Below are 13,478 nucleotides of genomic sequence, written 5' to 3' on the forward strand. Positions count from 1 at the left end.
GAAAGAAAGCCTCATTAAAACATGATTAAAATCATAAAAAAATATTCCTCATCAATATAAAATTATTTAAATTTGTCGCTTAAATTAAAAACACATTTATGAAAAAATTGATTTTGACTGGGGCTGTTGCCCTTTTCGGGTTGGTAAGTGCCCAAAAAAACACATTATTAGTTGGAGGTAATATAGCATATAGCTCTACCAAGGATACTAATGATCTCAATGATTCAAATACTTCAAATAAGTTCGAATTTTCGCCGACAATAGGGTATCAGTTTGCAGACCATTGGACTGCTGGTATTAATTCTTTTTGGGGAAGCGATAAAATATCGGATGTTTATAAAAAAAATACCGATAAAATAGGAGCATTTGTAAGGTATGCCCAACCTTTTAATGAAACTTTTGCCATATATGGCGACTTAGGGGTTGGATATCAAGGTCAGAAAACTACACAGACATTGCTGGATCAGGATATTGTTACTAAAGCTAACGGGATATATGTACAGTTTACACCCGCTCTATTCATTAATTTTAAGAATAGTTTCGGACTCAACTTTAATATCGGAGGTATTGGATACAACAATTTAAACGATAAGAATTCTGATCTAAAAACAAGTACATTCGATTTTTCTTTTGGTAAATCTATTAATGTAGGGATTTCTAAGAATTTCAAACTTGGTAAATAAGAAATAGATAAGCATTTATATCATAAAGCCGTCTCAATTGAGACGGCTTTTATATTTACAAAATAAGAAAGCAGAATAATGAATTTTCCCACTGATTTGTATAGTGGTCAAAAGATAGATAAGTACAATAAATAATCAGAAGATTCTTTAGATATTAGACAGCATAAAAAAAACGCCTCAAAAATGAGACGTTTTGGTTTAAATAATGTTGTCGTTATTTATTAAATTTAGTATTGTATTTATCGTTAGAAATAATGTATGTCCCTTGTAAGTTAAAATTAAGATTAATTTCTTTTGACCTACTGTTTCCATACTGCATCAGTTTACCGGACATATCATAGATTTTATAATCGCCAATTACCTTATTGCTTATCAATTTGTTTTCATCTTTAGAATAGGTAATAACAAATTTATTGTTTGCTACCTTTTCATAAGTTTTTAAAACAGATGATTGTTTAAGAATGACCGTATAGTCTTCCACCTGTCCTTGAGAAGGTGTTGTACAAGCTCCTGTTTCTCCGCTGGCTCTTACTCTAAATCGTAGCGGGGTATTAAGTGTAGCAGTAGCAGGAGGTGTTATTTGGGACATCCATACAGCATCACTTGCAAAGCCATTAGGTGTAGGAACCTGTGTTAATGATGTTGCAACCAATTCAGATGCTTCAAAAGAACCATTATTGTTATAGTCTATCCAAGCCTGGATGTATTGAGGATTGCCTTTAATATTTACCTGGAGTGTATAACTTTGTCCTATTGTAAGATCAGTATATGCTCCGGGGTTAATACAATTTTCAATAGAATAGTCAGTATAATAAATATCATTGCCTGAATCTCTACCGCCACTTATATTATTTATCGTTCCTAATTTAACCAGTCTTGGACCTTTACCATAATTAATACTATTATTGGGATTTGCTATTGTACAGCTGGTAGCTGATAAGCCGCCAATTCCAGGATTAGTCACAATATCAGTGGCTCCTAAAGATTGAGTGAGATTTTCTCTATATGCTAAAAACTGTACAAGCGCTCTATCTCTTTGCCCCGTAGTAAATTTTCTACTGCTATTATAGCTCATCATATTGTACTGTATGCCATCATACACCTGGTTGGTACATGGGTTAATCATAGTATTATCAGGAAGAGGATTTAGATAAGCAGTGTTAGGAGAAGTATCACAAACTTTATCATTATCAATATCACAATTATTGTTAGTTGAACACACAGTTCCATTGCCACTAAAAGTATGCAGTAATCCTAATGAATGTCCCATTTCATGGGGCAAAATTCCTAAACTAAAATCACTGGTTCCAGTGACTAAGCCGCTTTTCATAAAAGCATGATAATCTGAATTAGCAGAGTTGGGGAAACCTGCAAAACCATTCTTTGCTGTGTAAGCGAAATTTCCGTCAAATCCTTTAACAACATATATGTTATAATATGATGATTCTGACCAGTGAGGTGCTAAACTTGTAATCTGATCCCTTGATACCCCCGTATTATTATTTATATTAACACCATAAGTAGCGTAGTTTGCCAAAGAGCTGCCATCATATCTTACTATCCCTGTTGTCGCAGTGCAATCTTTCTTTCTTTTAGCTAAAACAAGTTGGAAAGGAATAACTGTACCGTCATTATTTCCAACCCCTTCAGCAGAGAAGATTCCACCCTTGGTAGTTGCAAATATTGCATTTGTATTATTGATCCATGTTTGAATTTGTGCATCTGATGGATTAAACTCACTGCCAAGAGCTTCACCATTGGGAACTATAATATGAACGACCACAGGTATTGTATAAATTGGCCCCACATATTTTCCAGATACATCTGTTTTAATTTTTCTTGAACTTAAAAAATTTTTAATATCCAGAGAAAGCATTTTTTTTTCGGCATCTTCTCTCTCTTTTATAAGCGAGGGATTTTTAGATTCTAATCTTTTTTGTATTTCATCAGTCGCACAAAAATCTTGGGCATTTGAGAGGGAGAAAACATTTAAAAGAATTCCAAAGATTAATAAATTTTTTTTCATTGTAAGTAGTTTTTAAAAGAATTAATATTGATTTTTTAACAAAAATAATAAATAATATTCATTATAATACAAAACGTCTCAAAAAATGAGACGTTTTGGAATTAAATTATATGTAAAAGACTAATAAGATCCTTTTGCAATATAATGAGCAGCAACTTTTTCAGTTAAAGCAACTACATTAGGGTTGTTGGTGTATTTTGTAAACCTTCTCAATCCCGAAAGCATCATTCTCTGTTCGTCGCCTTCTGCGAAAGAAATAATTCCTTCTTTGGCAGCAACAATGATTTTTTCTACTGCTTTATAAAGATTAAGCTGTGCCATGGCAACTTCAACAGACTCTGCAGAAAAATGTTTTTCAGCTCTTAAGACCGCAGATTCTGCTAAATAAATCTGATTTAAAATTTCTGAAGCATTCAACAATAAATGTTGTTGTTTCTCAATATCCATCATGAATTTCTGAAGAGCTGCTCCGGCAACCATTAAAAATACTTTTTTGAGATTTGCCAAAATCGACTTTTCTTCACTCATCAATTCAGAATAATCAGGAACTTCAAAACTTGGGATTCCCATTAATTCTTTAGAAATCGCCATTGCAGGAGAAAGTAAATCCAATTCGCCTTTCATCGCTTTTTTGATTAACATTCCAACAGAAAGTAAACGGTTGATCTCGTTGGTTCCTTCATAGATTCTTCCAATTCTAGAATCTCTCCAGGCTGCTTCCATCGGCATATCTTCCGAGAATCCCATTCCGCCATAGATCTGAATTCCTTCATCGGCAGTATGTTGTGTAAGATCTGAAACGAAAACTTTCAGAATAGAAGCTTCCACCGCAAATTCTTCAACACCTTTCAATTCTGCTTGTTGGTGATTCATTCCACCTGCAACCAATTCTGCAATTTTATCTTCTACATCTTTTGCGGCTCTGTATGAACCTGCTTCAGATACGAAAATTCCGGTCGCCATTTCCGCTATTTTTTTTCTGATAGCTCCGAAAGTCGAAATAGAAACTCCAAACTGCTTTCTTTCATTTGAATATTGCAGGGAATGATTTAAAATTCTTCTTTGTCCGTCAAGGTTTGCAGCAGCTAATTTAATTCTGCCCACATTCAAAGCATTCAGAGCGATTTTGAAACCGTTGTTTCTTTCACCTAAAAGATTTTCAGCAGGAACTTTCATATCATTAAAGAATACCTGTCTTGTAGAAGACGAACGGATTCCTAACTTATGCTCCTCTTCACCAAAAGAAAGTCCTTCAGTTCCTTCTTTTTCAACAATGAAGCCTGTAATGTTTTTATCGTCGTCAATTTTAGCAAAAACAATGAAAATCTCTGCAAAACCTGCATTTGAAATCCACATTTTTTGTCCGTTGATGATATAATGTTTTCCATCTTCAGACAATTTTGCTTTTGTTTTTCCTGAATTTGCGTCAGAACCTGCATCTGGTTCAGTCAAACAATATGCTCCAAATTTAGTTCCTGTCGCCAGATCCGGAAGATATTTTTGCTTTTGCTCCTCAGTTCCGTAGAGTAGGATAGGAAGTGTTCCGATTCCTGTGTGAGCTCCGTAAGCTGTTGCTAATGATCCATTTGCTCCCGAACAATAATCGCAAGCCAACATGGTGTTCACAAAGCCCATTCCAAGACCGCCGTATTCTTCGGGAACGGCAACTCCAAGAAGTCCCATCTCACCCAACTGACGCATCTTCTCCTCTGTTAAAGCATAATCTTTATGCTCAAATCTTTCTTTTTGAGGAATGACTTCTCTATCGATAAATTCTTTTGCAGAATCACGAAGCATTTTTTGTTCTTCTGACAGTTCCTCTAAAGTGAAGATTTCTTTTGCAGGAGTTTCTTTGATTAAGAATTCTCCTCCTTTTAATGATTTATTAAGTGTATCACTCATTGTTTTGTTTTTTTTTAGATTGAAGAATAAAGAGAAAAGAATAAAGACTTACAACTTTAAGGTTTTTTGGAAGCCAGAAATCATTCTCTGCAATTCTGTGATTTTAATTTCTATATTTTCAAGTTTAGATTTCTCAAAATAATTTCTGTTTGAAGAAATTATTATTTGAGTTTGCAATTCATAAAGAGAGCCAAGACTGATTTCTAAAAAACGATTAAAATCTTTGTTAGAAGTTCTGCTTGAACCTTCAGCAATATTAGAAGCGATGGAAACTGAACATCTTCTAATCTGAGATTTAAGTCCAAATTCTTCGTTTTTTGGAAAACTATCTGTAAGAATATAAATTTCGTTTGCTAATTCTATTGAAAGCTTCCAAATATTTAAATTCTTAAAATTATGCTTCATCTGGTCTTTACTCTTTATTCTTTGTTCTTTTATCTACAATAACTCAAAGATTGAAGCCGCTCCTTGTCCTGTTCCTACACACATAGAAACCATTCCATATTTGTTTCCGCGTTTTCTCATTTCGTCAAGCAACTGAACGGTTAATTTTGTTCCTGTGCAGCCAAGTGGGTGACCGAGAGCAATTGCGCCGCCGTTGACGTTAAGAATATCAGGATTTAAGTTTAATTCTTTTTTAATTGCAACCGATTGAGAAGCAAAGGCTTCATTCAATTCGATCAATTCGATGTCTTTTAATTCTAAACCAGCCTGCTTTAATGCTTTTGGAATGGCATAAATTGGTCCCATTCCCATAATTCTTGGCTCCAATCCTGCTGCTGCATATGCCACTAATCTTGCTTCCGGTTCCAAACCTAATTCCTTGACCATCTCTTCCGACATCACAATTACGAAAGCAGCTCCGTCACTCATTTGAGATGAGTTTCCTGCGGTAACCGACCCTCCGTTTGCAAAGACTGGTTTTAATTTTGTCAAACCTTCAATCGATGTATCTTTTCTCGGTCCTTCATCTACAGAAAAATCGAATTTTTTGGTTTGCATTTTCTGGTTCTCATCCAAAAAATTATATTCAACCGGGATTGAAACGATCTGATTAGCAAATCTTCCTTCTTCATTCGCTTTTAAAGCTTTCATGTGAGACTCAAAAGCAAACTGGTCTTGTTCTTCACGAGAAATGTTGAATTGTTTTGCAACTTCTTCTGCCGTATAACCCATTCCCCAATAATAATCGGGATTTGACTTTGCAATTTCTGTTTCAGGAACCGGTTTGTAACCACCCATTGGAATGTAAGACATAGATTCTGTACCACCTGCGATGATACAATCTGCCATTCCTGCCTGAATTTTCGCCGATGCAATCGCAATTGCCTCACTTCCGGAAGCGCAATATCTGTTCACAGTAACACCGGGAACTTTGTCGGTTTGTAATCCCATTAAAGAAATTAAACGCGCCACATTTAAGCCTTGTTCAGCTTCCGGCATTGCATTTCCAACGATTAAATCGTCGATTCTGTTTTTATCCAACTGCGGAACGGCTGCCATCAGTTTTTCGATAACTGTTGCCGCCATTACGTCGGGTCTTGTAAATCTTAAACTACCTTTTGGCGCTTTTCCAACGGCAGTTCTAAACCCTTTTATGATATATGCTTGTTTCATTTTGTTGTATTAATGTATTTGTGTAAAATGTATTTATGAGTTAAAATGCTTGAGTATTAAATTTTTGCTTCAATTTTGCCAACATATTTTGGATGTGTTTTATCTCTGAATGGATACCATTAAAATCATCATTTTTAAAGAAACCTAAATCATTAGCAATTAAGATTTGTGTTTCAAATTCAAATGAAGAACCTAATGCAATATTCAAAAAATGTGAAAACTGAGCATTTGTATCTCGACCTGCACCTTCAGCAATATTAGATGGAATTGAATATAAACTTTTTCTTGATTGAGAAGTCAATCCAAACATTTCATCTTTAGGAAAATTATTTGAAGCCGTGTAAAATATTTTACAAAGTTTCATCGATTTTGACCAAACTTCTAAGTCTCTAAAATTGTGCATAGTGAGTACATTAATACTTTTTACATTCTACATAAAATCTAATTTCTTAACGGTTTCCCTTTTTGCAACATAAACTGAATTCTCTCCAAAGTTTTTCTTTCACCACATAGTTGAAGGAAGGTTTCTCTTTCAAGATTCAAGAGATATTGTTCGGTTACCACTGTTGGCTCAGAAAGATTTCCACCTACCAAAACGTTAGCTAATTTATCTGCGATTAATTTGTCATGCTTTGAGATAAAATTCCCGGTTAACATTTGGTCGGTTCCAACGTAGAACATTCCCAAAGCATCTTTTCCAAGAACCTTTACAGTTTGTTCGATCGGTTGTGTGTAACCGTGTTCTGCTAAACTTTTCGCCATCATTTTTGCGGTCATAATCTGACGTTTTTTGTCAACTACTACCACATCTTTCCCTTTTTCAAGAATTCCCATATCGTAAGCTTCGTAAGCTGAAGTGGCAACTTTTCCCATCGCAATATTCATGAAAGCTTCACGAAGTCTGTTGTTTTTCACGTCATCGCTATGGAATTCTCTTGAAGTTCTCAAGGCAAATTCTTTTGTTCCGCCACCACCAGGAATTACACCAACTCCTGTTTCAACTAATCCGATATAAGTCTCTGCTGCTGCGACAACTCGGTCTGCGTGCATGGTCATTTCGCATCCACCACCCAGTGTCATTCCGTGAGGCGCAACGACAACAGGAATTGATGAATAGCGAACTCTCATCATCGATTTCTGGAAATAAGCAATTGCCATATTCAGATCATCCCAATCCTTTTCGATTGCCATCATTAAAATCATGGCTAAATTGGCTCCCACAGAGAAGTTTGTTCCTTGATTTCCGATAACCAAACCATCGTATTCTTTTTCAGCTAAATCAATGGCTCTGTTTAAACCATCTAAAACTTCACCTCCCAAAGAATTCATTTTAGAGCGGATTTCAAAATTGATAATTCCATCACCTAAATCTTCAATAGAAGAACCTGAATTGCTCCAAAGCGTTTTGTTTTTTCTGATATTATCTAAAATAATAAATGATTCCTGACCCGGAATATTATTATAATTTCCTGAATTTTTGTCGAAGAAAATGCTTTGTCCGTCCTCGTTTACTTTATAGAAAGATTCTACATTCTTCACCCAGTCAGAAACTTGGTAACCAGCTTCTGTGGCTAATTCGATTCCTTTTTGAACTCCAACTGCATCCCAAATTTCGAAAGGACCGTTTTCCCAACCGAAACCGGCTCTCATCGCATCATCGATTTTGTACACTTCATCAGAAATTTCCGGAACTTTGTGAGAAACATAAGCGAATAATGCCCCTAAAGATTTTCTGTATAATTCTCCAGCTTTATCTTTTCCTCCAATTAAGACTTTAAAACGGTCAATTGGTTTGTCGATATTTTTCGTTAATTCTAAAGTAGGGAATGAAGATTTGCCCTGAAGTTCGTATTCTAAAGTATCCAGATTTAATCCGTGAATTTCAGATTTTCCATCTGCTCCTTTTACTTTTTTATAGAAACCTTGTTCTGTTTTTGATCCTAACCATTTGTTGTCTACCATTTTCTGAATATAATCAGGAAGGGCGAAAACATTGTTGAAATCATTCGCTTCTGCACCGCTTTGACGAACACCGTTTGCAACCATTACCAAAGTATCAAGTCCTACAACATCGGCAGTTCTGAAAGTTGCAGATTTTGGACGACCAATAACAGGACCTGTCAATTTATCTACATCAGAAACATTTAAACCTAATTTCTGAACATTGTGAAGCAAATCCATCATTGAGAAAACTCCGATTCTATTGGCGATAAATGCGGGAGTATCTTTTGCTAAAACGGTTGTTTTACCTAAAAATTTTGCACCGTAATTCATATAGAAATCGGCAATTTCAGGATCAGTTTCCGGCGTTGGAATTATCTCTAAAAGTGGCAAATATCTCACCGGATTAAAGAAATGTGTCCCTGCAAAATGTTTCTTAAAATCATCGCTTCTTCCTTCGATCAGAAAATGAATAGGTATTCCTGAAGTATTGGAAGAGACCAAAGTTCCGGGTTTTCTGAACTGCTCGATTTTTTCGTAAACCGATTTTTTAATGTCCAATTTTTCCACTACAACTTCAATAATCCAGTCAGTGTCTTTTATTTTCTGTAGATCATCATCAAAATTTCCTACTTTAATTCTTTCAGCAAATTTTGGAGAATAGAGTAGTGCCGGACTTGATTTCTTAAGTTTTTCAAAGTTTTCTGAAGCAATTCTGTTACGAACGGCTTTGTCTTCTTTGGTCAAACCTTTTTTCTGTTCGGTTTCATTCAATTCAAACGGAACAATATCGAGCAACGAAACCTGCACACCAATATTGGCAAAATGTGCAGCAATACCGCTTCCCATGATTCCTGAACCTAAGACCGTTACGTGTTTGATTCGTCTTTTCATTTGATTTATTTTCTATTATTAATATCAGTTGCAATTTTCATAATTTCTGTCATCACTTCTTTAAACATCTCCAGCTTTTCAGGAGCTATTTTTTCCATCACCTTTTTGTTGAAATTGACCACGACTTCTTTAGACATATTTCGAGAACTTAATCCTTTATCTGTAAGTTTAATAATGACTTCTCTTTTGTCAGTAGTAGTTTTTTCTTTATAGATATATCCGTTGTCTTCGAGTAGTTTGATGATTCTTGTAAGTGAGGTGGGCTCGATTGCCATTTTTGGACCTAAATTGGTACTTCTGGTACCTTCTTTCGGATCAATTTTTAATAATGTTAAGGCCTGTACAGCAGTAGAATCGTGTTCTTGAGCAAGCTCTGTGTACATTTTAGAAACAGCCAACCAAGTCTGTTTTAAAATGAGATCAACATTTTCTGTTTTTTCTTTATTATTATCCATCATATTTTTTGCTAATCGGTTTTATCAAATTTAGTAAATATTATGCATGCATAGTATTTATTAACATTAAAATTTGTTAACAATATGATTTACAGCTAATTAAAATGTATGACAAGCATAATACTATGCATGCATAGTATGTAGATATTTTAATAAAAAATGAGAATTAGTGAATGTTTGAGATTAATTTAAGTATATTTTCAAAAGATTCGCATTGATATACTTTATCATTATGAGAAATCTCCCAAAATGTTCCAACAAATTTAAAATTTAAGTTTGAGAGGTCTTTTTCAAAATTTTTCTGAAGTAATGAGTAAAGCATTTCTTTTTGTACTTCAGGTGCTGAAATCTTTGGTGCTGCAAAACCTTCATTCACTTGAAAGAGTGAAACATTGGTGAGCTCATGATGTTGTAGTAAAACATCTTCAACCAAGCCGGAAAAAAGTTTTTGATCTTTAATGTACCAAATTTTATCCGCAAATTCTTTTGCCAATCGCCAATCGTGAGAAGAAAACAAAATTAATTTATTTTGTTCTTTTGCTAGTTTTCTCAGCGTTTTAAGAATAATTAATTTATTTTTCTCGTCCAAATGAGTCGTGGGCTCGTCAAGAATGATGATTGCAGAATTCTGCGTTAAAGCTCTTCCGATGAATGCTTTCTGAAGATTTCCATCTGACAGATTTTGGAGCAACGTATTTTTATATTGTATTAAATCTAACTCATCAATAATATCAGCAACTTCTTTCCTGTCTTCATTTTTTAGTTCAAAATAATAGGGATAATAAATATATTTTCCTAAAGAAATCAAATCTTCAACTGTATAATTCTGCGGAATCACAGCCTTTGAAAAAACAATTGCAATATTTTCAGCAATTTCTTTAACAGATAAATCTTTTATATTTTTACTATCAATTAAAATTTCTCCTTGCAATAGAGGATTTTGATGAAGTATTGATTTAATTAAGGTTGTTTTTCCTACACCATTATTACCAATGAGCAGACATACATCTCCTAATTTCAAAGTGGCTTCGACATTTGAAATTAAAGATTTGTCATAACCGATGTTGGCTTGGTTAATTTGTAGGTGCATTGTTATTAAATAAAAATAAAATTATATTAGTAATCATTAAAAATTTTTGTGATATTCTTATTCTCATCTTACACTTTATTTTGCCTCAAAAGCATCATCAAAATTACAGGAATTCCAAAGACGGAACTGATTACATTCAATGGAATTTGAGATTTTTCTGCGGCAATAGAAAATAGTAACATGATAAGCATTCCTAAAAACATATTCAGAATCCACTGCTGCCATAATTTTGCGGGGTTGTAAATGAGTCTGCAGAAGTGGGGAACAATAATTCCGATAAATAAAACGGGCCCTAAAAATGCTGTTATTGAAGCCGAAAGCAATGATGAAGTAGCAATAATCAATAACTTCAGATTGTTTGAGTTAACTCCCAAACTCTTCGCATATGAAGTTCCCAGAGAATTTCCAATTAATGGCTTAATCGTTTTAAAACAGAATATTAATCCCGTTAAAACCAGAATAGACAACACAATAATCTGACTTCGGGACACCATATTATTGGCTCCAAAAGACCATAATATATAATTTTTCAGACTTTGATTTTCTGCATAAAACTGCAATAAAGAAACGAGTGCTCCTGCAAATGCTGAAACCAAAAATCCAAAAATAATCAAATACGATTTATCCTGAAATTTATTAGATAATGACAGCAAAACGAGCATCAAAAGTAAACTTCCTATAATTGCAGATAAACTCAAAAAACTATTCTGCAAAAATTCGGGAAGCAAAATGCTGTGTGAAAAGAAAATGTAAAAAGCAACAGATAAACTCGCAACCGAAGTGATTCCTAAGATATCCGGTCCGGCAAGTGGGTTCTGAAAATACTCCTGCATCAGAAATCCGGAAGTAGGAATTGAAATTCCTGCCAAAAGCATGACCAAAACTCGATTAACACGAATCTCAGCAATCTGCCCGTTTTCAGAAGTCAGAAAAAAATCCTGAAAATTTAAATGTAAAAATCCTGTGTTCAGATTGATAACCGCTGTAAATACAATTGCGATGATGAATATTAAACACAGGATTTTAAATTTTTTAGACATGATGAAGATAATTCCAAATAGAATTATTTGATAAATGAATTGATTTTTGAATTGAGTAATTCTGAGGTCATCATTCCTAAATATTCATCAGTTTTATCTCCTTTCCTCATATAAGTAAAAGGAATTGCACCGCCATCCCAATTTTTAAAATTATTCTTAAAAAAAGTCTCGTCTAACAAACCGCCATCCAAAAGAATTGTATTATTTCTGATGCCTTGTTTATCAACAAATTTAGGAATCTCAGTATTCCAGACCTCTTTGGTATCTAAACTTATAAAAGTGATTTTTACAGGCTGATCTTTTAATTCTGCAATTTTATCTTTGAAATGCGGAATTTCTCTTACACACGGGCCACACCAGGTTGCAAAGAAATTGGTTACATACAGAGTATCATTTTTAGTCTGTAAAAAATCTGTTGTCTGTTTAGGATTTAAAGTTTTCAAAGTAATGGCTGCAGGAAGGGACTCCGGAGTTACATTTGAAATCGAATCGTTGACAACTGTATTTTCTTCCGTTTTTTCGGCTTCTTTTTTACAGCTGAAAAGAGTAGCAGCTAAAAGGGTTGATAAAAATATTTTTTTCATAGATAAATCTTCTTTTATTACAGTGAAATATACGATTGCTGATTCTTACCGGTTTTATAATTAATAAAATTACATCAGCAGCAAATTCATAATTATTTTTTATTTATTTTTGAATTGAAGTATGGAACAACAAATCTATAAAGGTAAACTGACGCAGTTTCACCGCCTAAAAATAGTTAAAAAGGAAGACCTGACCAAAAATAGTTTTTCGATGGAGCTTGAAGTTCCTGAGAATCTGAAAGAGAAATTTAAGTTTGAGGCAGGGCAGTTTGTAAGTATCAAATTCATTTCCAATGGTGATGAAGTGATCAATGATTATTCGATGACATCGGCTCCGTACGAGAAAAAAATTGCTTTAGGGATAAAAATAAATTCATTGAATGGCGCCACTTCACAATTGTACGAAAATTATCAAATTGGTGATGAATTGCTTATCAGTGAACCCAGCGGTAGATTTACATTGGTTTCCAAACCGAGTGAATTCCGTACCATCATTGGTTTTGCTGCCGGAATTGGGATTACGCCTATAATCAGCCATTTTAAAAATATTCTTTACAACGAGCCCCGCACAAGATTGTTCTTATTTTTTGGAAATAAAAATTCTGAAGAGATCATTTATCGTGAACTTCTGGACAAACTTGCCCAAGAACATCATCATAGGTTGCAAATTTTCTATTTTTATTCTCAGGAAAAAACTGCAGATCATTTTTTCTACGGAAGATTAGACGCAAAAAAATTGAATTTAATTATCAATCAGATTCTTCATCTGGATGATACAGACGAAGAATCTACGATTTGGGATGCCGTAGACGAGGTTTTAATTTGCGGAAAAGGAGAAATGATCAAAACGCTTGCAAATGCATGTTATCATCATGGAATTCCCAAAAAAAATATACATTTTGAATTGTTCGAAGAGTTCAATGATGATATTTATCCTGTGGAACAAGAATTTCCGTTAATTGAAAATGTACAGGTAGATTTTAAAATGCTGGGGAATAATTATCAAACGGTATTATCAGATAATCGTGAGAAGATTCTTCAGCAACTTTTAACACAAAAATTTCCCGTTCCTTATTCCTGCAAATCAGGAATATGTGGAAGCTGTGAATGTACTTTGGAAGAAGGAGAAGTGGAGCTGTTAGAAAACGAATATCTTACCGAAAAAGAAGAAGCGCAAGGCAAAATTCTTGCCTGTATGTCGATCGCAAAAACTAAGAAAATAAAGCTTAACTTTGATTTCAGTTGA

At 34.2% G+C, this 13,478-nt stretch carries 12 protein-coding genes; 2 read left to right on the forward strand and 10 right to left on the reverse strand.

Translation table 11 applies throughout. From position 1 onward, the window contains the following. Positions 1 to 98 precede the first annotated feature (98 nt). Complete coding sequence (locus ACZZ9T_RS12025; RefSeq protein WP_463442284.1) at positions 99 to 683, forward strand: outer membrane beta-barrel protein; 585 nt, start codon at positions 99 to 101, stop codon at positions 681 to 683. 214 nt (positions 684 to 897) lie between these two features. On the opposite strand, the gene ACZZ9T_RS12030 is transcribed toward ACZZ9T_RS12025, so the two are convergent. From ACZZ9T_RS12030 to ACZZ9T_RS12075, 10 genes are all read right to left on the reverse strand, one after another. Beyond that, on the reverse strand, positions 898 to 2,709 hold the full coding sequence (locus ACZZ9T_RS12030) for a GEVED domain-containing protein (protein ID WP_463442285.1): 1,812 nt from the start codon (positions 2,707 to 2,709) through the stop codon (positions 898 to 900). A 120-nt stretch (positions 2,710 to 2,829) separates the two neighbouring features. After that, positions 2,830 to 4,611: an acyl-CoA dehydrogenase family protein gene (locus ACZZ9T_RS12035; protein WP_463442286.1), complete on the reverse strand. Its 1,782-nt coding sequence runs from the start codon at positions 4,609 to 4,611 to the stop codon at positions 2,830 to 2,832. A gap of 48 nt (positions 4,612 to 4,659) precedes the next feature. Further along, on the reverse strand, positions 4,660 to 5,016 hold the full coding sequence (locus ACZZ9T_RS12040) for a four helix bundle protein (protein ID WP_463442287.1): 357 nt from the start codon (positions 5,014 to 5,016) through the stop codon (positions 4,660 to 4,662). Positions 5,017 to 5,049: 33 nt separating this feature from the next. Further along, complete coding sequence (locus ACZZ9T_RS12045) at positions 5,050 to 6,228, reverse strand: thiolase family protein (protein WP_463442288.1); 1,179 nt, start codon at positions 6,226 to 6,228, stop codon at positions 5,050 to 5,052. Between the two features lie 40 nt (positions 6,229 to 6,268). Further along, the gene (locus ACZZ9T_RS12050; RefSeq protein ID WP_463442289.1) at positions 6,269 to 6,631 is read right to left on the reverse strand and encodes a four helix bundle protein; all 363 of its coding nucleotides are present in this window, start codon (positions 6,629 to 6,631) and stop codon (positions 6,269 to 6,271) included. A 38-nt stretch (positions 6,632 to 6,669) separates the two neighbouring features. Then, entirely contained in the window at positions 6,670 to 9,063 is a 2,394-nt protein-coding gene (locus ACZZ9T_RS12055; RefSeq protein WP_463442290.1) for a 3-hydroxyacyl-CoA dehydrogenase/enoyl-CoA hydratase family protein, read from the reverse strand. Between the two features lie 5 nt (positions 9,064 to 9,068). Continuing rightward, positions 9,069 to 9,518 carry a MarR family winged helix-turn-helix transcriptional regulator gene (locus tag ACZZ9T_RS12060; RefSeq protein ID WP_463443001.1) on the reverse strand — a complete coding sequence of 150 codons (450 nt, stop codon included), beginning with the start codon at positions 9,516 to 9,518 and terminating at the stop codon, positions 9,069 to 9,071. Positions 9,519 to 9,684: 166 nt separating this feature from the next. After that, positions 9,685 to 10,608 carry an ABC transporter ATP-binding protein gene (locus ACZZ9T_RS12065; protein ID WP_463442291.1) on the reverse strand — a complete coding sequence of 308 codons (924 nt, stop codon included), beginning with the start codon at positions 10,606 to 10,608 and terminating at the stop codon, positions 9,685 to 9,687. Between the two features lie 68 nt (positions 10,609 to 10,676). Then, positions 10,677 to 11,648 carry a FecCD family ABC transporter permease gene (locus ACZZ9T_RS12070; protein ID WP_463442292.1) on the reverse strand — a complete coding sequence of 324 codons (972 nt, stop codon included), beginning with the start codon at positions 11,646 to 11,648 and terminating at the stop codon, positions 10,677 to 10,679. Between the two features lie 23 nt (positions 11,649 to 11,671). Then, positions 11,672 to 12,232 (reverse strand): TlpA family protein disulfide reductase, encoded by a 561-nt coding sequence (locus tag ACZZ9T_RS12075; RefSeq protein WP_463442293.1) that lies wholly within the window; start codon positions 12,230 to 12,232, stop codon positions 11,672 to 11,674. 121 nt (positions 12,233 to 12,353) lie between these two features. Here ACZZ9T_RS12075 and ACZZ9T_RS12080 point away from each other — a divergent pair, with 121 nt between their 5' ends. Continuing rightward, positions 12,354 to 13,478 (forward strand): flavin reductase family protein, encoded by a 1,125-nt coding sequence (locus tag ACZZ9T_RS12080; protein ID WP_463442294.1) that lies wholly within the window; start codon positions 12,354 to 12,356, stop codon positions 13,476 to 13,478.

It is taken from the genome of Chryseobacterium sp. AC417 (assembly GCF_979258215.1).

Excerpts from the sequence above, each read along its gene's own strand:
- ACZZ9T_RS12040 (WP_463442287.1), bottom strand. The coding sequence starts at position 5,016 with ATGAAGCATAATTTTAAGAATTTAAATATTTGGAAGCTTTCAATAGAA.
- ACZZ9T_RS12035 (WP_463442286.1), bottom strand. The coding sequence starts at position 4,611 with ATGAGTGATACACTTAATAAATCATTAAAAGGAGGAGAATTCTTAATC.
- ACZZ9T_RS12030 (WP_463442285.1), bottom strand. The coding sequence starts at position 2,709 with ATGAAAAAAAATTTATTAATCTTTGGAATTCTTTTAAATGTTTTCTCC.
- ACZZ9T_RS12080 (WP_463442294.1), top strand. The coding sequence starts at position 12,354 with ATGGAACAACAAATCTATAAAGGTAAACTGACGCAGTTTCACCGCCTA.
- ACZZ9T_RS12050 (WP_463442289.1), bottom strand. The coding sequence starts at position 6,631 with ATGCACAATTTTAGAGACTTAGAAGTTTGGTCAAAATCGATGAAACTT.
- ACZZ9T_RS12045 (WP_463442288.1), bottom strand. The coding sequence starts at position 6,228 with ATGAAACAAGCATATATCATAAAAGGGTTTAGAACTGCCGTTGGAAAA.
- ACZZ9T_RS12075 (WP_463442293.1), bottom strand. The coding sequence starts at position 12,232 with ATGAAAAAAATATTTTTATCAACCCTTTTAGCTGCTACTCTTTTCAGC.
- ACZZ9T_RS12065 (WP_463442291.1), bottom strand. The coding sequence starts at position 10,608 with ATGCACCTACAAATTAACCAAGCCAACATCGGTTATGACAAATCTTTA.
- ACZZ9T_RS12055 (WP_463442290.1), bottom strand. The coding sequence starts at position 9,063 with ATGAAAAGACGAATCAAACACGTAACGGTCTTAGGTTCAGGAATCATG.
- ACZZ9T_RS12070 (WP_463442292.1), bottom strand. The coding sequence starts at position 11,648 with ATGTCTAAAAAATTTAAAATCCTGTGTTTAATATTCATCATCGCAATT.
- ACZZ9T_RS12060 (WP_463443001.1), bottom strand. The coding sequence starts at position 9,518 with ATGGATAATAATAAAGAAAAAACAGAAAATGTTGATCTCATTTTAAAA.
- ACZZ9T_RS12025 (WP_463442284.1), top strand. The coding sequence starts at position 99 with ATGAAAAAATTGATTTTGACTGGGGCTGTTGCCCTTTTCGGGTTGGTA.